The organism is Amycolatopsis magusensis, assembly GCF_017875555.1.
Classification (GTDB): domain Bacteria; phylum Actinomycetota; class Actinomycetes; order Mycobacteriales; family Pseudonocardiaceae; genus Amycolatopsis; species Amycolatopsis magusensis.
In genome coordinates this window covers 7,020,315-7,036,823 of record NZ_JAGGMS010000001.1, presented here as the reverse complement: position 1 = coordinate 7,036,823, position 16,509 = coordinate 7,020,315, and the positions used below count along the sequence as shown (strand labels likewise).

Annotated in this window: 14 protein-coding genes; 6 read left to right on the top strand and 8 right to left on the bottom strand. The window is 69.6% G+C overall.

Going from position 1 to position 16,509, the window contains the following annotated elements:
- Nucleotides 1-220 precede the first annotated feature (220 nt).
- Together JOM49_RS31240 and JOM49_RS31235 are read right to left on the bottom strand one after the other, a co-directional pair.
- A complete protein-coding gene (locus JOM49_RS31240; protein WP_209667753.1) occupies nucleotides 221-1,087 on the bottom strand; it encodes a DUF6807 domain-containing protein in 867 nt (288 codons plus the stop codon).
- Nucleotides 1,084-2,166, bottom strand: coding sequence for a Gfo/Idh/MocA family protein (locus tag JOM49_RS31235; protein ID WP_209667752.1), 1,083 nt, complete (start codon nucleotides 2,164-2,166; stop codon nucleotides 1,084-1,086). The genes JOM49_RS31240 and JOM49_RS31235 overlap by 4 nt, the downstream gene beginning before the upstream one ends.
- 174 nt (nucleotides 2,167-2,340) lie before the next feature.
- On the opposite strand from JOM49_RS31235, the gene JOM49_RS31230 reads away from it, so the two are divergent.
- Nucleotides 2,341-3,231 carry an extracellular catalytic domain type 1 short-chain-length polyhydroxyalkanoate depolymerase gene (locus JOM49_RS31230; protein ID WP_308158938.1) on the top strand — a complete coding sequence of 297 codons (891 nt, stop codon included), beginning with the start codon at nucleotides 2,341-2,343 and terminating at the stop codon, nucleotides 3,229-3,231.
- A gap of 3 nt (nucleotides 3,232-3,234) precedes the next feature.
- Here JOM49_RS31230 and JOM49_RS31225 read toward each other — a convergent pair whose 3' ends face one another.
- On the bottom strand, nucleotides 3,235-4,281 hold the full coding sequence (locus tag JOM49_RS31225) for a LacI family DNA-binding transcriptional regulator (RefSeq protein WP_209667751.1): 1,047 nt from the start codon (nucleotides 4,279-4,281) through the stop codon (nucleotides 3,235-3,237).
- 135 nt (nucleotides 4,282-4,416) lie between these two features.
- On the opposite strand from JOM49_RS31225, the gene JOM49_RS31220 reads away from it, so the two are divergent.
- Complete coding sequence (locus JOM49_RS31220; RefSeq protein WP_308158937.1) at nucleotides 4,417-5,433, top strand: glycoside hydrolase family 10 protein; 1,017 nt, start codon at nucleotides 4,417-4,419, stop codon at nucleotides 5,431-5,433.
- A 63-nt stretch (nucleotides 5,434-5,496) separates the two neighbouring features.
- Here JOM49_RS31220 and JOM49_RS31215 read toward each other — a convergent pair whose 3' ends face one another.
- Nucleotides 5,497-7,722, bottom strand: coding sequence for a beta-glucosidase family protein (locus JOM49_RS31215; protein WP_209671837.1), 2,226 nt, complete (start codon nucleotides 7,720-7,722; stop codon nucleotides 5,497-5,499).
- A 71-nt stretch (nucleotides 7,723-7,793) separates the two neighbouring features.
- Nucleotides 7,794-8,792 (bottom strand): LacI family DNA-binding transcriptional regulator, encoded by a 999-nt coding sequence (locus JOM49_RS31210; protein ID WP_209667750.1) that lies wholly within the window; start codon nucleotides 8,790-8,792, stop codon nucleotides 7,794-7,796.
- Nucleotides 8,793-8,942: 150 nt separating this feature from the next.
- Here JOM49_RS31210 and JOM49_RS31205 point away from each other — a divergent pair, with 150 nt between their 5' ends.
- The 3 genes from JOM49_RS31205 to JOM49_RS31195 are packed head-to-tail and all read left to right on the top strand — an operon-like array spanning nucleotide 8,943 to nucleotide 11,943.
- Complete coding sequence (locus JOM49_RS31205; RefSeq protein WP_209667749.1) at nucleotides 8,943-10,235, top strand: ABC transporter substrate-binding protein; 1,293 nt, start codon at nucleotides 8,943-8,945, stop codon at nucleotides 10,233-10,235.
- A complete protein-coding gene (locus tag JOM49_RS31200) occupies nucleotides 10,232-11,131 on the top strand; it encodes a carbohydrate ABC transporter permease (protein ID WP_209667748.1) in 900 nt (299 codons plus the stop codon). Before JOM49_RS31205 ends, JOM49_RS31200 begins: the two co-directional genes overlap by 4 nt.
- Nucleotides 11,131-11,943, top strand: coding sequence for a carbohydrate ABC transporter permease (locus JOM49_RS31195; RefSeq protein WP_209667747.1), 813 nt, complete (start codon nucleotides 11,131-11,133; stop codon nucleotides 11,941-11,943). Before JOM49_RS31200 ends, JOM49_RS31195 begins: the two co-directional genes overlap by 1 nt.
- A gap of 208 nt (nucleotides 11,944-12,151) precedes the next feature.
- Here JOM49_RS31195 and JOM49_RS31190 read toward each other — a convergent pair whose 3' ends face one another.
- Together JOM49_RS31190 and JOM49_RS31185 are read right to left on the bottom strand one after the other, a co-directional pair.
- Nucleotides 12,152-13,045, bottom strand: a complete 894-nt coding sequence (locus JOM49_RS31190) for an aminoglycoside phosphotransferase family protein (RefSeq protein WP_209667746.1) — start codon at nucleotides 13,043-13,045, stop codon at nucleotides 12,152-12,154.
- Entirely contained in the window at nucleotides 13,045-13,344 is a 300-nt protein-coding gene (locus JOM49_RS31185) for an ArsR/SmtB family transcription factor (RefSeq protein WP_209667745.1), read from the bottom strand. Before JOM49_RS31185 ends, JOM49_RS31190 begins: the two co-directional genes overlap by 1 nt.
- A 56-nt stretch (nucleotides 13,345-13,400) precedes the next feature.
- On the opposite strand from JOM49_RS31185, the gene JOM49_RS31180 reads away from it, so the two are divergent.
- A complete protein-coding gene (locus JOM49_RS31180) occupies nucleotides 13,401-14,780 on the top strand; it encodes an MFS transporter (RefSeq protein ID WP_209667744.1) in 1,380 nt (459 codons plus the stop codon).
- Between the two features lie 116 nt (nucleotides 14,781-14,896).
- Here the strand turns inward: JOM49_RS31180 and JOM49_RS31175 are convergent, their stop codons facing one another.
- Nucleotides 14,897-16,504: a cellulase family glycosylhydrolase gene (locus JOM49_RS31175; RefSeq protein WP_308158936.1), complete on the bottom strand. Its 1,608-nt coding sequence runs from the start codon at nucleotides 16,502-16,504 to the stop codon at nucleotides 14,897-14,899.
- Nucleotides 16,505-16,509 lie beyond the last annotated feature (5 nt).

Genomic DNA, 16,509 nt, shown 5'->3' with positions numbered 1-16,509 from the left:
GTTTAGGGAGCTACTTTTGGTGGGGGCTTCTTTGGTGCCCGGCCGCCGGTTGAGTGCTCGGGTTTGGGGGGTGTCTTTTGGGTGGTCGGCTGCTGGTTGGGTGCTTGGGGGCGGTTTCGGAGGAGGGGGTGTGTGCGAGGACACGAATGTGGCTTTGGGGGCGGAATCTGCTCCGAAAGCCACATTTGTGTCGCGGGGGGCGGCTGAGACATCGGACCGGCTACCAGGTGTAGGAGGTGGCGCGGGTGCTCAGGTGGGAGCGGGACCACGAGCCGTTGGCGATGAGGAGGCGGTAGCGCAGGTGCAGGGTGTCGCCGGGGGCCAAGTGGAGGGGATCGTAGAAGGCGAGCGAAGGGTTCACCACGGCGTAGGGGGAGTTGCGGACGAACCAGTGGACTTCCGGGTGGTCGGGCGCCGGGGTGAAAAGGAGGGTGGAGGTGTGGTCGACCTCGTCGTGGGTGCCGAGGTAGGCGAGCCACGAGGCCTTGCGGCCCATGAGTTCCGGGCCGGACTGGTCATCCGAGGCCAGTACCTCGCCGTGTTCGAAGGAGCGGGGGCCGCGCCAGAAGAAGCCGCAGTAGCCCGCCAGTTCCCGGCCGTGCACGGTGGGGCTGCCGAACTCCAGCGGGGTGTCGCGGACGTTGCGCAGGTCCGAGGTGAAGTCCAGGGTCCAGGCATCAGGCTCGACGGTGAACGCCATGGTGCGGCGTTCTTCGATCCACTTCTGCCCGCCGGAGGTGAGCCAGTCGATCTCCTCGACGACCCCTTCCGGCGCCAGTTCCACGAAATTCCGGTGCACCTGCGAGCCGACGTTCGGCAGGACCTCGTACCCGCGATCACGGACGTAGGTCACCCCGCCCCAGAAGTTCTGGTCGTCCAGGTGGGACGCGGTCATCGCCAGGCCCTTGTGCCACCGGTGGTCGTGCGGCCGGTTGCCGGTGACCACGTCGCCGGCCAGGGTCCTCAGCGGGTGGAAGCTCGGGCTCGGGCATTCGAACGCGTCGATGTCCGGCCGGTAGGTGTAGCGCAGGAGTTCGACATCATTTTCCGACACGGTGAACACACCGTCGCCCTCGGCCAGGTTCACAGTTTCACGCCCCCGTTCATGCGGTGGTAGAACACATCGCCGGGCTGCAGTTGGGCACGGGTGACCGGGGCGCCGGTGAACGCCGACCGGTACAACGCCGTGATCAGTTCGAGTGCTTCGCGGCCTTCGGCGCCCGAAAGCGGCGGACGTTCGCCGGATTCCATGGCGTCCAGGACGAACGGCAGTTGCGCCGAATGCGAGCTGCCGACATCTTCCGCGACCTCCGACCACGAGGAGATCAGCGCCTCGTCGGTCACGTGCGGCGCGGGTGTGTACCGCCAGTCGGTGTTGTGATATCCGTACAGGTGCGTGACTTCGACCGTCGCGTCGGTCAGGTCCACGCGCAGGTAGCTTTCCTCACGCGGGGACAGCACGCTGTTCACGATCGACGCCATGGCCCCGCTGGCGAAGCGCACGATCGCCATCGACACGTCCTCGGTCTCCATCGTGCGGTCGAGCCTGCCCGCCATCGCGCGGACCTCGGTCCACTCGCCGAGCAGCGCGAGCAGCAGGTCGATCTGGTGGATCCCGTGCCCCATCGTCGGCCCGCCGCCCTCGGTGGACCACTTGCCGCGCCAGGGGACGTCGAAATAGGACTGGTCGCGGAACCAGGTGGTGTGGCAGACCGCGACCAGCGGCCTGCCGAGCGCGCCGCTGCCGATGAGCTGCCGGGCGTGTCGCGCGCCTGAGCCGAAGCGGTGCTGGAACACCACGCTCGCGTACGGGCCGCCTTCGCCCTCGGCGGCGGTGATGCGGTCGTATTCGGCCAGCGACAACGCGGGCGGCTTCTCCAGCAGCACCCACGAACCCGCTTCGAGGCAGGCGACCGCGATGTCCGCGTGCGTCGACGGCGGCGTGCACACCTGCACCAGATCCGGCTTTTCCGTGCGCAGCATGGACTTCAGCGACTGGTAGGCGACCGCGATCCCGGTCTTCTCCTGGAACACCGCCAGGCGCGCGGGATCGGTGTCCACCGCGGTGACCAGCTTCGCCCGCTCGCCTGCGGCGCGGATGGCCGGTACGTGCGCTGCTTCGGCGATGCCGCCGGTGCCGACCACGGCCACCCGGAACGTCCGCATCGAGCCCTCTTTCCGATAGTTTCGAAGCGGTGCGCTGACAATTCGACCCTAGGGTGGCGCATGCAGGTCGTCAAGCCGCGGTGAGCGCGGGAAACCGGCGTCGAAACATTTTCGAAAGTCATTGTTGTCCCGTTGTCCGCGGCCGCATCATGAAAGCGACCACTGGAGGTGGACGTGCGAAGGAAAGCGATACTTCTCGGCGTTCTCACGATGCTCGCCGCCCTGCTGGCGCCGGTCGCGCAGGCCGCTTCGCTGACCGAGGTGACCGGTTTCGGCACCAATCCGAGCGGCCTGAGAATGCACCTGTACGTGCCCGACAAAGTGACGCAGAAACCGGGGGTGCTCGTCGCCGCGCATTACTGCACCGGCTCCGGACCGGCCTTCCATTCGGGCACGGAATTCGCCCGCTTGGCCGATCAGCACGGGTTCGTGGTGATCTACCCGTCGGCCACGCGCAGCGGCAACTGCTTCGACGTGTCCTCGCCGCAGGCGCTCAAGCACGACGGTGGCAGCGACCCCGTCGGCATCGTGTCGATGGTGAAGTACGTGCTGCAGCACCACAACGGTGACCCGAACCGCGTCTACGCCACCGGTTCGTCCTCGGGCGCGATGATGACCAACGTGCTGCTCGGCGCCTACCCCGACGTGTTCAAGGGCGGGGCCGCCTTCGCCGGGGTGCCGTTCGGCTGCTTCGCCACCACCGACGGGTCCGGCTGGAACAGTACCTGCGCCAACGGCAACCTGCTGAAGAGCCCGCAGCAGTGGGGCGACCTGGTGCGTGCGGCCTACCCGGGCTACCACGGGCCACGGCCGCGCATGCAGGTGTGGCACGGCACGGCCGACACCACGCTGCGGTACCCGAACTTCGGCGAAGAGATCGACCAGTGGACCAACGTGCACGGGCTGTCCACCACGCCGACGAGCACCGACCACCCGAAGCCGGAGTGGACGCGCACCCGCTACGGCACGCAGGTCGAAGGGATCAGCATGGCGGGCACCGGGCACAACGCGCTCGGCGCGGGCATGGCCGCGTCCGCGCTGAAGTTCCTCGGGCTGGTGCCGTAGGGCTCAGGCCGCCGGTGGTGCGGTGCTCTGCCGCACCACCAGGCTGGTCGCCAGTTCCACGCGCCGGTGCTCGGCTTCTTCGCCGCGGGCGAGGGCCAGCACCAGCCGGGTGCCCGCGACAGCCATCTCCTGCAGCGGCTGGCGGATGGTGGTCAGCGGCGGGCCGACCCAGCCCGCCACGGGCAGGTCGTCGAAGCCGATCACGCTGATGTCGTCGGGGATCCGCAGCCCGGCCGCGCGCGCCGCCTCGTAGACACCGAACGCCTGGAGGTCGCTGCCGGCGAACACGGCGGTCGGCCGGTCGGGCACCTTGAGCAGTTCGGTGAGCTGCGCGCGCCCGGCTTCGACGTGGAAGTCGCCGTAGCGCACCAAAGCCGGGTCGACCGGCAGCCCCGCGGTCTCCAGTGCGGCGCGGTAGCCGTCCACCCGCGCGCGGCTGCACAGCACGCGTTCCGGTCCGCCGATCACCGCGATCCGCCGGTGGCCGAGTTCGAGCAGGTGCCGGGTGGCGATCAGCCCGCCGTTCCAGTTCGTGGCGCCGATCGAGTAGGTGCGTTCGCCGGGCTCGCCGACCGGGTCGACCACCACCACCGGGATGTTGCGCGACTCCAGCTTCGCCAGCTGGTCGGCGCTGAGGTCGGAGAACACCGACACCACGCCGATCGGCCGCCGGGCCAGGACCTTCTCCAGCCAGCCGCGGCCGGGCGTCAGCCTGCCCTGGGATTCCGAGAGGACCACGGCCAGGTCGTGCTCGCTGGCCACCTGCTCGACCCCGCGCATGATCTCCAGCGCCCAGATGCTTTCGAGCTCGTGGAACATCAGCTCCAGCAGGTTGGACCGGCGGGCCCGCTCGTCGCTGCGCCGCTGGTAGCCGTAGCGGCGGATGAGCTCCTCGACCCGTTCCCTGGTCGACGCGGCCACGTCGGTGCGCCCGTTGACCACCTTCGAAACTGTCGGGATGGAAACCCCGGCCTCGACCGCGATCTGCGCGATGGTGACCTTGCCCTGGACGGGCTCGTTCGCCGGCTTCCGCTCGGATTCCACTGGCATGGCGGGCAGTCTACGCGCTTTTCCGGATGGCGATAGTTTCGGCTGTTAATCCGAAATAATCTGGACAGGTGGTCGGTGACCTTCTAACATCGGACCTGCCGCCACCGTTCGCATCCTAGGTAAGGAGCAACGGCTGTGAGTGTGCATTCCCGATTCCGCCGCTGGGGCACGGTACTGGCGGTCAGCGCCGGGCTGGTGGCCTGGCAGGCCGCCCCGGCCTCGGCGGCGCCCCCGTTGAAGGACATCACCGGCAAGTACGTCGGCAGCGCGGTGCCCGCCTCGGCACTGGCGAACGAAGCCGACTTCCGCACCACGCTCACCCGCGAGTTCGACAGCGTGACGCCGGAGAACGAGATGAAGTGGGCGAGCCTCGAACCCAACCGGGGCCAGTACAACTGGTCCGCCGCGGACGCGATCGTGAACTACGCCCAGCAGAACGGGAAGACCGTCCGCGGGCACACGCTGGTGTGGCACAACCAGTACCCCGGCTGGTTGAACAACCTGTCCGCCGCCGACCTGCGGACCGCGGTGCAGAACCACATCACCACGGTGATGACCCGGTACAAGGGCAAGATCCGGGCCTGGGACGTGGTGAACGAGGTGTTCAACGAGGACGGCAGCCGCCGTGACTCGATCTTCCAGCAGAAGCTCGGCGCGAACTACATCGCCGACGCCTTCCGCTGGGCCAAGCAGGCCGACCCGGGCGCCAAGCTCTACATCAACGACTACAACGTCGAATGGCAGGGCGCGAAGAGCAACGCGATGTACAACCTGGTGAACTCGCTGCGCCAGCAGGGAGTCCCGGTGGAGGGCGCGGGATTCCAGACGCACCTGTCCACGCAGTACGGCTTCCCCGGCGGGTTCCAGGCGAACCTGCAGCGCTTCGCCGACCTCGGCGTGGACGTGGCGATCACCGAGGCCGACGTCCGGGTCCAGCTGCCCGCGGACTCGGCGAAACTGGCCAAGCAGGCGGACTACTTCGACCAGGCCTGGGACGGCTGCCAGGCGGTGACGCGCTGCGTGGAGTTCACCACCTGGGGCTTCACCGACCGGCACTCGTGGGTCCCCGGCACCTTCCCCGGTGAAGGCGCCGCCTGCCTCTTCGACAGCAACCTGAACCCGAAACCCGCCTACACCCGGATCAACCCGTAGCCCCGCCCCACGGACACGAATGTGGCTTTGGGGGCCGAATCGGCCCCCAAAGCCACATTCGTGTCACGAGATCTCGGGGGACAGGACGCGGTCGAAGCCGACGAAGCGGCGTGGGCCGGTGAGCACCGGCGCCAGGGTGGTGCGGATGTCGGTGCTCGACGCGCCGATCCGCAGTTCCACCTCGCCCGGGTCCACCTGCCGGTGCCCGGCGCGGCCGGTGTAGCAGGTGAGGTCCGCGTGCAGCCCGATCCGCACGGTCCGCGCCTCGCCCGGTGCCAGGTCCACCCGCGCCGCGGCGATCAGGCGCTGCACCGGCAGCACGCATTCGGCCACCGGGTCGTGCAGGTAGACCTGCACCACTTCGCTGCTCGCGCGGTCGGAATCGTTGCGCAGCGGCACCGAAACCTCGAACACGCCGTCGGTGGCCCATTCCGCGTCCCCGGTGGCCTCGCCCCAGGTGAGGGGCGCGTAGGAAAGGCCGTGCCCGAACGGGAACAACGCGGTCGGGTCGACCGTACTGACCTCGCTGCGGGTGGCCAGCGGGGCGGCCAGGTAGGTGGCGGGCTGGTTCACCCCGGCCGCCGGGAAGCTGACCGGCAGCCGCCCGGACGGGTTGGCCCGCCCGCTGAGCACGTTCGCCAGCGCCACACCGCCCTCCTCGCCGGGGAAGAAGCCGCAGACGATGGCCGCGAGCCGGTCGGCCTGGCGGGAAAGCTCGTACGGACGGCCGCTCAGCAGCACCAGCACCACCGGCGTGCCGGTGTCCAGCACGGCTTCGAGCAGTTCCTCCTGACGACCCGGCAGCCGCAGGTCCGTGGCGTCGCAGCCCTCGCCGGAGGTGCCGCCGCCGAACAAGCCGGCCCGGTCACCCAGCACGACCACGGCAAGCTCGGCGTCGGCGGCTACCTTGACGGCGTCCGCGATCCCGGCGTCCTCGCCGCCTTCCACCGGGCAGCCCAGCGCGTGGGTCACGTCGTGGTCGGCGCCGAGCGCGTCCAGCACGGTGCGCACCTCGATGCCCAGCGGCACGTCGGGGTGGTGCACGCCGACGTGCATCGGGAACGAGTAGCAGCCGAACATCGCGCCGGGGTCGTCGGCGCGCGGGCCGATCACCGCGAGCCGCTTGCCGGGTGCCAGCGGGAGCACGTCTTCGTTGCGCAGCAACACGATCGACCGCTCGGCGAGCGCACGCGCCACCGCGCGCGACTCGTCGTCGTCGAGGTCGGCGTGCCCGTCGGAGAGCACCTCCGGGTCCGGCGACCAGCCCGGGTCGAGCAGCCCGAGTTCGCACTTCTGCCGCAGCACCCGCTCCAGCGCGCGGTCCACCAGCGCGAGGTCGGCCTCACCGGATTCCAGCGCCAGCAACAGGGGCGCGCCGAAGCAGTCGACGGTCGGCAGTTCGACGTCGATCCCGGCGGACAGCGCCTGCGCGGCGGCCTCGGCCCTGGTGCCGGCCACCCCGTGCAGCGTGCGCAGGAACGACACCGAGAAGTAGTCGGCGACCACGGTCCCGTCGAAGCCGTAGACCTCGCGCAGCCGGGTGGTGAGCAGTTCCGGGTCGGCCGCGGCGGGTACGCCGTCGTTGTCGGTGTAGGCGTTCATCACCGACCGCGCGCCCGCCCGCAACGCCATTTCGAACGGCGGCAGCAGCACGTCGGCCAGTTCCCTGGCGCCGATCGACACCGGCGCCAGGTTGCGCCCCGCCTTCGACGCCGAATACCCGGCGAAGTGCTTCAGCGTGGCCACCACGCCCGCCGATTCGAGCCCGCGCACGTAGGCCGAGCCGATCGTGCCGACCAGGTGCGGGTCCTCGGCGATGGTCTCCTCGATCCGCCCCCACCGCAGATCGCGGGCCACGTCCAGGACCGGCGCCATGCCCTGGTGCACGCCGAGGCGCCGCATCGACCGTCCGATGTGGACACCCATCCGCTCGACCAGCGCCGGGTCGAAGCTCGCGCCCCAGCACAGCGGCGACGGGTACACCGTGGCCCGCCAGGCGGCCAGGCCGGTCAGGCACTCCTCGTGCACCTGCGCCGGGATGCCGAACCGGCTGGCGGCCATCACCTCGCGCTGGGTGCGGGCCAGCCCGCGCGCGCCGATCAGCGGCTCCACCGGCCGGGTGCCGAACACCCGGGTCAGCTGGCCGATGCCGGAGCCGACGAGCCGGTCCCAGTCACCCGGTTCGATGGCGAAATCGTGCTGGTGCGGTGCCATTTCGCCGGCCGCGTCGATGCCCACCCAGACCCCGAAGAGCTGGGCGAGCTTCTCGCGCGTGTTCATCCGGGCCATCAGATCGGCGACCCGGTCGGCGGGTGCCGCGGCGGGATCACGCCAAAGTTCGGTGCTCGCGGGATCGAGGGTCACGACTGCTCCACCTGTCGGGTCGACTGGCGCACGACGAGCCGGGTGTCCAGCGTGACGTGCGTGGGTTCGGGTTGCTCACCGTTGATCAGCGGGATGAGGAGCTGGATGGCGCGCCTGCCCATCTCGCGGATGGGCTGCTCGACCGTGGTCAGCGGCGGCACGCACAGCACCGACTCCGGGATGTTGTCGAAGCCGACCACCGACAGGTCCTCCGGCACGCGCAGGCCCAGCTCGTTCGCCACTTCGACGGTGGCGATGGCCGACAGGTCGTTCGCGGCGAACACCGCGGTCGGCCGGTCGGGGGAGTCCAGCAGCAGGCGCGCCGAAGCCGCGGAGACCTCCGGGTCGTAGGCGCCCACCTGCACCAGGTTTTCGTCCACCGACACACCCGCCGCGGCGAGCGCCCGCCGGTACCCGGTCTCGCGCAGGTGCGCGGACTGCAGGTCGGGACGGCCCTTGAGCAGGGCGATCCGGCGGTGCCCGAGGCCGAGCAGGTGCTCCACGGCCAGTTGCGCGCCGCTCAGGTTGTCCGAATCGATGGTCGGCAGCTCGGCCGAACCGGTGTGCGGATCCACCGCGACCACCGGCGTGCCTTCGCGGGGTTCGAGCGAGGCGGCCGGGGTGACCAGCAGGGCGCCGTCGACCAGGGTGCCGCTCAACCGCGACAGGTACCGCCGCTCCCAGCCCGCCTGGTCGTCGGTGCGCCCGCCCGCCGAGTAGACGACGAGTTCGAAGCCGGAACCGCGGATCGCGTCGGCCGCGCCCTTGAGCAGTTCGGTGCTGAACGGTTCGAGGTCGGCCACCAGGATGCCGATGACGTTGGTCCGGTGGTTGCGCAGGCTCTGGGCGACGAGGCTGGCCTCGTACCCCAGTTCCTCGATCACCGAGCGCACGCGCGCGGAGGTGGTGGCGGCGACGCCGTAACGCTGGTTGAGCACTTTGGACACGGTCGCCACGGAGACGCCGGCGCGTTCGGCGACGTCCCTGATGGTCACACGGGAGCTTGGCTGCACCGGCTCATGCTAGCTCTGTAAAACGTTATCGACAACGATTGACACGGGCTCGACCAGGGCGCAAACTCTCTAGCCAACCTGGGCTTGCCAAGCCCGGTCCAGCTCGGCCGAAGTCGTCAGGAGTGGACCATCATGCGCCGAATCCGGAACGTTTGCGCTTTTCTCCTCACCGCGGTCACCGCGGTTTCGCTCACCGCCTGTAGTCCCGGCGGGGACAGCGGGAGCGAGAACGCGGACGGACCCGTCACCTTCACCTGGTGGCACAACAGCACCACCGACACGCGAAAAGCGGTGTGGGAGCAGATCGCCGCCGATTACCAGGCCGCGAACCCCGGGGTCAGCTTCAAGATCGAACCGGTGCAGAACGAGCAGTTCCAGACCAAGATCCCGCTCGCGCTGCAGTCGGACAGCCCGCCGGACATCTACCAGCAGTGGGGCGGTGGCCAGGGCGCCGGGCAGTTGCCCTCGGGCAAGGTCGCCGACATCACCGAGCAGACCAAGCCGTGGATCGGCACGCTCGGCCCGGTCGCCGAGGACTGGAAGTCGGACGGCAAGCAGTACGGCGTGCCCTACGCCGCGCACACGGTCGGCTTCTGGTACCGCAAGGACATCTTCACCAACGCCGGGATCACCGCCCCACCGGCCACGATGGACGAGTTGAACGCCGCGGTGACCAAGCTCAAGGCCGCCGGGGTCGCGCCGATCGCGGTCGGCGGCAAGGACCGCTGGCCGGACGCCTTCTACTGGGGTTACCTCGCCGCACGGCACTGCTCCCCGGAGCAGCTGAAGAAGGCCGTGGAAACCGTGCGGATGGAGGACCAGTGCTGGGTCCGCGCCGGTCAGGACCTCAAGGCCTTCCTCGACACCCAGCCGTTCCAGACCGGTTTCGTCGGCACCCCGGCCCAGCAGGGCGCGGGCAGTTCGGCGGGCATGGTGGCCAACGGCCAGGCCGCGATGGAACTGCAGGGCGACTGGACCCCGGACACGATGGCCTCGCTCACCGCGGACAAGGACCTGAACTCGAAGCTCGGTTGGTTCCCGTTCCCCGCGGTCACCGGTGGTGCCGGTGCGCCGGGCGCGGTGCTCGCCGGTGGCGACGGCTTCTCGTGCACCAACCGCACGGCCGCGGCCTGCGCGAAGTTCCTCGAGTACCTGGTCAGCACGCCCGTGCAGGAGAAACTCGCCGCCGTGGGCGCCGGCCTGCCGGTGAACCCGGCCGCGGCCCCGGCGCTGACCAGCGAGTCGCTCAAGACGGTGTTCGACCACACCCAGCGGGCCCCGTTCCGGCAGACCTACTTCGACATCGCGCTGCCGACCGCGGTGGGCCAGGCCCTCAACGACGCGATCGCGAACTTCTTCGCCGGGCAGGGCACGCCGGAGACGATCGTGGAGGCCGTGAACCAGGCCGCGGCGGGCAACAAGTGAGTGCTGTTCCGTCCGGGCTCCGCCGCAAGCTCGAACTGAGCCTGTTCCTGGGTCCGGCCCTGCTGCTGTTCATCGGGTTCGTCCTGGTGCCGATGGGGCTGGCGGTGTACTACAGCCTCTACAACTGGACGGGCTTCGGCTCGCTCGGCGAGTTCACCGGGTTCCAGAACTACCTCGACGCGCTGACCGGCTCGGTGTTCCAGAACGCGGTGTGGCACAACGTGCTCATCGCCGTGCTGTCGCTGGTCGTGCAGCTTCCCCTGAGCATCGCGCTGGCGCTGCTGCTCAACCGGAAGCTGCGCGGCCGGGCGTTCCTGCGGGTGATCGTCTTCGCGCCGTACGTGCTCTCCGAGGCGATCACCGCGGTGATCTGGCTGCTGATCCTGCAGCCGGGCGGGTTCGCCGACCAGGTGCTCGGCGCCGCCGGGCTGGGCGGGCTGGTGCGGCAGTGGCTGGCCGACCCGGACCTGGTGCTGTTCACCCTGTTCGTGGTGATCACCTGGAAGTACATCGGGTTCGGCATCATCCTGCTGCTGGCCGGGTTGCAGGGCATCCCGGCGGAGGTGCGCGAGGCCGCCGCGCTGGACGGCGCGTCGGCCTGGCAGACCACGCGGCACGTGGTCCTGCCGCTGCTCGGGCCGACCATGCGGATCTGGATCTTCCTGTCGGTGATCGGCTCGCTGCAGTTGTTCGACCTGGTGTGGATCATGACGCTGGGCGGGCCGGCCAACGCCTCCACCACGATGGCGACCTACCTGATCGACCACGGGTTCAAGCGGTACGAGTTCGGGTTCGGCAGCGCGGTAGCGGTGATCCTGTTCATCATCTGCTTCACCTTCGCCCTGCTGTACCAGCGATTCGCGTTGCGGCGCGACACCCAGGGGGCGGTGGGCTGATGAAACGGCAGTCGATCGCGTACCTGGTGGCCATCCTGGTCATCGGGATCACCGTGGTCCCGCTGATCTTCGTGATCCTCGGCGGGTTCCGCACCACGCAGCAGATCAACAGCGACCCGGCGGGCCTGCCCAGCCCGTGGGTCCTCGACAACTACCAGGCCATCCTGACCTCGCCGGAGTTCTGGACCTTCCTCGGCAACAGCCTCCTGATCGCGGTGGTCGCCACCACGCTCGCGGTGGCGCTGGGCTCGATGGCGGCGTTCGCCTTGTCGCGGTACAACTTCCGCGGGCGGGAGGCGTGGTACACGCTGTTCACCATCGGGTTGCTGTTCCCGATCGGTGTCGCCACGCTGCCGCTGTACTTGTTGTTGCGGCAGTTGGAGATGCTGGAGAACCCACTGGGCGTGGCGTTGCCGGAGGCGGCTTTCTCGCTGCCGGTGACCATCGTGATCCTGCGGCCGTTCATGCGGGCGATCCCGTCGGAGATCGAAGACGCCGCCGTGCTCGACGGTGCCACACGGATCGGGTTCTTCTGGCGGATCATGCTGCCGTTGTCGGCCCCCGCGCTGACCACGGTGGCGGTGCTGGCGTTCGTCACGAGCTGGAACGCCTACCTGCTGCCGTTGCTGGTGTTCAACGACTCCGGCAACTTCACCCTGCCCCTGGGGGTGGCGACCTTCCAGTCGCAGTACTCGCAGGACACCGCGCGGGTACTGGCGTTCACCGCGTTGTCGATGGTGCCCGCACTGGGCTTCTTCATGCTCGCGGAACGCCGGATCGTCGGCGGGCTGACAGGCTCGGTGAAGGGCTAGAGAATGTCACGAATGTGTGGTTCGCCTACCCGAGCGTGGGGTTCGGCTGCACGAGCGTGGGGTTCGGCCTCCTGAACGTGGGACTCGCCCGGTGCTGCTCCCCGGGCGAGTCCCACACCCAGGCAGCCGAACCACACACCCAGGAAGCCGAACCACACACTCAGGCAGCCGAACCACACACTCAGGCAGCTGAGTTCCACATTCGGGGCTAATGGGTGCCGGAGAAGGTGTCGAGGAGGAGGCGGCAGCGGACGGGTTCGTTGGTGAAGCCCGCGGCCAGGCCACGCAGGAGGTGGTCGGCGGAGCGGACGACGGTCCACGAGCGGGCCAGGTCGCGGTCGAGGTCGGCGGCGACCGCCAGCCGGCGGAAGTGCCGCAGGACCGCGGTGCGCCCGCTGATCTCGTCGAGCCGGGTCCACAGCAGCGGCGCCACCTGGAACTCGAGCGGACCGGCCACCGCGCGCGGGCTGATCACCAGCCAAGGTTCCCTGGTGGCCCCGAGTACCTTGCCGTAAGCCAGTTCCCGGTTGACCAGGTACGGATCGGGCAGTTCGCTCAGTTCACCCGCCAGGTGCCGGACGCGGTCGGCCAGTGAGCGGGGGAACGGCTGCCCGGCGGCTTGCCAGCGTTCGGTGAGCGTGTCGCGGATGTTCGCGGCCACCGCGGAAATCCGGCGCAGACCGTCCGGGGGCGGCACGGCCATCCGGCGCAACAGCCCACCCAGCAAGGGAACCGCGTGCTCCAGCTCGGCCGAGTGCGCGGACCAGGTGTCGTCGGCGCGTTCGAGCAGGAGCGCGTGCGACGCGGGTTCGCTGTCGTGCAGGCGGACCGCGTCCTGTCCGTCCCAGATGGACAGTGTGCGGGCTTCGCTCTCGATGTCCTCGTCCGGCCAGGAAACCTTGAGCGCCAAGGGCTCGCCGTCGCGGCGCACCGGCAGCACCATGGCGTGGTAGCCGTGACTGGCCTCACCGTCCGGCGTGAGCGACCACCGCGCGCACAGGCGCTCGAAGGTGCCCGGCAGTCCTTCCACCCAGTGGAGCCCGTCCGCGCCCGCGTGTCGCCAGGCTCCGAAGGCCAGCAACCGCGCGGGGACGGTGATCATCAGGTCTCGGCGTTGAGCACGGCGTCGAGCAGGCCGGGGAACCGGGCGTCGAGGTCCTCTCTTCGCAGCGAAAGCAGGTTCTCGCGGCCGTAGGGCCGCTGCCAGATCACCCCGCTGTCGCGCAGCACCCGCCAGTGCCGGGTCAGCGTCGACTTCGACATGCCGTCGATGATCTTGCCGCAGCTGCGCTCCGAGCCGTCGGCGAGCACGCGCACGATCTGCAGCCGGATCGGGTTGCCCAAGGTGGCCAGTACCTGATCAAGCCGGATCTGCTCGCGTTCGGGGTGCTGGGAGAACACGCCGCCATCCTACTCCTTGATACGACTGTTGACGTACAGACGTACAGTACGTGTTTATGCGTACTATCGAATCTGGGGAACGCGCCGGCCTCGGCTGGAGCCTGGCGCTGCTCGCACTGGCGCAGCTGATCTTTTCGCTCGACCTGAACATCGTCTTCGTGGCGCTGCCGGAAATCGGCGCGGACCTCGGCTTCCCGGGGCAGACGCAGCAGTGGGTGGTCAGCGCCTACGTGGTCTTCGCCGGGGGCTTCCTGCTGCTCGGCGGCCGCGCGGCCGATCTGCTCGGCCGCCGCCGCGTCTTCGTCACCGCGCTGGCGTTGTACGCGGTGTCCTCGCTGGCCGGCGGGCTCGCGACGAGTCCGGAGCTGATCGTGCTGGCCAGGGCGGTGCAGGGGATCGGCGGCGCGCTGCTGCTGCCGTCGACGTTGTCGCTGATCACCACGCTGTTCGAGGAGGGACCGCGGCGCAACCGCGCGCTGGCCGTGTGGGGTGGCGCGGGGGCCAGCGGGCTGACCATCGGCGCCCTGCTCGGCGGCGTGCTCACCGAGGCGTTCGGCTGGCCAGCGGTGTTCCTGGTCAACGTGCCGCTGGCGGGCGCGGTGGCGCTCGCCGCGCTGGCGGTCATCCCGCGCGACGCACCGGCCTCGCGGGCCGGGCGCCGCTTCGACCTGCCCGGCGCGATGTCGGCGACGGCCGGTGCCACGCTGCTGGTGTTCGCGCTGGTGCAGGGCCCGGAGGTGGGCTGGGCCGCACCGGTGATCGTGGTGGCCGGGGCGGTCGCGGTGCTGCTGCTGGCGGTGTTCGTCCGGCTCGAAGCCCGCGGTCGTGATCCGCTGCTGCCGTTGCGGTTGCTGAAGAACCGCAGCCTGGTGGTGGCGGTCGCGGTGACGTTCCTGTTCATGGCGACCTTCGGTACGCTGCCGTACTTCCTGACCGTGTTGCTGCAGACCGTGCACGGGCTGAGCGCGCTGCAGACCGGGCTGCTGTTCCTGGTGCCCTCGGCCGCGATCGCCACCGGCACGCAGCTCGGCGAGCGGATGACGAACCGGCTCGGCGTGCGGACCACGCTGCTCGCCGCGTTCGCCGTCGGGGCGGCCGGCACCGCGGCGCTGGCGTGGGGCGCGGACGAGGGTTCCTCGGTGGCTTCCACCATTCCCGGGCTGGTCGTGTCCGGGGTCGCGCAGGGCGTGGTCTGGACCGCGATGTGGATCGCCGCGGCCACCGGCGTACCGGCGGGGGAGCAGGGCGTGGCCTCGGGCCTGGCGTCGACGACGCTGAACATCGGCAACGCGGTGGGCCTGGCCGTGCTGATCGCGGTCTCGCACGCGGGCGCGTACTCCCTGGCGGACGGCGGCGCACTGGCGATCCTGCTCGCCGCGGTGGCCCTGCTGCTCGGCCTCGCCGTCACCCTAACCCTGCCGCGCCGCCACCGTTGATTGCTATGAGTGGGGCATTACTTGCAATGAAGATCCGTGCGCAGCTCCGTTGAGGGTGGAGGTGGGCGACGGGAGGGCGCAAGTAATGCCCCACTCCTAGCGCTCGCATAGCTCGGTCAGGCGGCTGAGCAGGTGGCGCCGTTGAGGGCGAAGGAGGCGGGGGCCGGGTTGCTGCCGGTCCACCCGCCGGTGAAGCCGATCCGCACCACACCGCCCGCGGCGAGCACCTTGTTGTAGCCCGCGTTGGTCACCACGACCGACGAGCCGGTCTGCACCGGGACGCCGTGCCACATGTTCGTGATGGTCTGCCCGCCGGTGAAGGTCCAGCCGAGCTGCCACCCGTCGATCGCGCTGGCGCCGGTGTTGGTCAGCGTGACCTCCGCCTGGTACCCGCCCGACCACTGGCCGGTCACCTGGTAGCCCACCGAGCACGCGCCCGCGCCCGCCGGGGCCGTGGTCACCGCGACCGTGCCCGAGCGCGCCGAGCGGTTCCCGGCGGCATCACGGGCGTACACCGCGAAGGTGTACGCCGTGCTGGGCGAAAGTCCGGTGACCGCGGCGGAATTGGTGCTCGTCGAGACCGCGGAAGCCTCGGTGGTGCCGCTGATCCGCACCACGTCGTACCCGGTGACCGCGGTGTTGTCGGTGGACGCCGCCCAGCTCAGGTTGACGCCACTGGCGGTCACCCCGGCCGCCGTGGGCGTGCCCGGCGTGGTGGGTGCCTGGATGTCAACGTTGTCACCACCGAAAACGGTGGCCTCCTTCGACGTCTGCTTGATGCCGTTGGCCCCGTTGAAGATCCGCTGTCCCCACGAGGTCAGCGCCGAGGGGTTGAAGCTGGTGACCATGTCCAGGTACTCGACACCGCCGCCGTTGCCGCTCCAGGACCAGCCGAGGTAGCCGAGCCGCTGTGCCTGGGTGGTGGCGAAGATGGTGTCCTCGTCGGGGTTGCCGTCGGAGTGGTCGTGCCCGAACTCGCCGACCAGGATCGGCAGCCCGGCCGCGGTGAACCTGCCGAGGTAGTCGGTGATCTCCGCCGCGGTGTCGAACACGCCGTACATGTGCACCGAGAACATCGTGTTCTTCAGCGAGTCCGCGGCGAACACCGAGGCCGCGTTGTCGCGCATGGTGAAGGACCAGTCCTGGCCCCAGTTCGGCGCGTCCACCATCAGCGTGTGGGTGAGCCCGCCGGCGCGCAGTTTCTGGATGGCCGACTTCGTCGCGTCGGTCCAGCCCGCGTGCCCGGTGTTGCCCCACGGTTCGTTGCCGATGTTGACCAGGACGTACTTTTCCTGGCCGATGAGCGAGTTCTTCACTTCCAGCCAGTAGTTCGCCGCGGTGTCCAGCGAGACGGCCGCGGCCTGCTCGCCGTAACCGGTGGTGTCGTGCACTTCGAGGACGCAGATCAGCCGGTTCTGCTTGCACAGCGAGACCACGTTGGCCACGTCGGCGGCGTCGTTCTTGGTCCACTGGTGGCCCGAGGACAGCACCACGCGGACGGTGTTGGCGCCCAGTGCCTTGATGTTGGCGAACGAACTGGTTTCGCCGCGGTACCACGTGTGCGCGTGGTTGACCCCGCGCATCACGAACTCGGCGCCGTTGGCCTCGTACAAGCGCCCGTTCTGCACGGAGAAGCCGGTCGCGGGAGCCGCGGTGGCGGCCGGAACCACCATCGCGGCCATCGCGGCCAGCAACGCACTGATCAATGCCAGTTTCTTCTTCACGTCAC

Excerpts from the sequence above, each read along its gene's own strand:
- JOM49_RS31235 (WP_209667752.1), bottom strand. The coding sequence starts at position 2,166 with ATGCGGACGTTCCGGGTGGCCGTGGTCGGCACCGGCGGCATCGCCGAA.
- JOM49_RS31215 (WP_209671837.1), bottom strand. The coding sequence starts at position 7,722 with ATGGCCCGGATGAACACGCGCGAGAAGCTCGCCCAGCTCTTCGGGGTC.
- JOM49_RS31205 (WP_209667749.1), top strand. The coding sequence starts at position 8,943 with ATGCGCCGAATCCGGAACGTTTGCGCTTTTCTCCTCACCGCGGTCACC.
- JOM49_RS31180 (WP_209667744.1), top strand. The coding sequence starts at position 13,401 with ATGCGTACTATCGAATCTGGGGAACGCGCCGGCCTCGGCTGGAGCCTG.
- JOM49_RS31190 (WP_209667746.1), bottom strand. The coding sequence starts at position 13,045 with ATGATCACCGTCCCCGCGCGGTTGCTGGCCTTCGGAGCCTGGCGACAC.
- JOM49_RS31225 (WP_209667751.1), bottom strand. The coding sequence starts at position 4,281 with ATGCCAGTGGAATCCGAGCGGAAGCCGGCGAACGAGCCCGTCCAGGGC.
- JOM49_RS31195 (WP_209667747.1), top strand. The coding sequence starts at position 11,131 with ATGAAACGGCAGTCGATCGCGTACCTGGTGGCCATCCTGGTCATCGGG.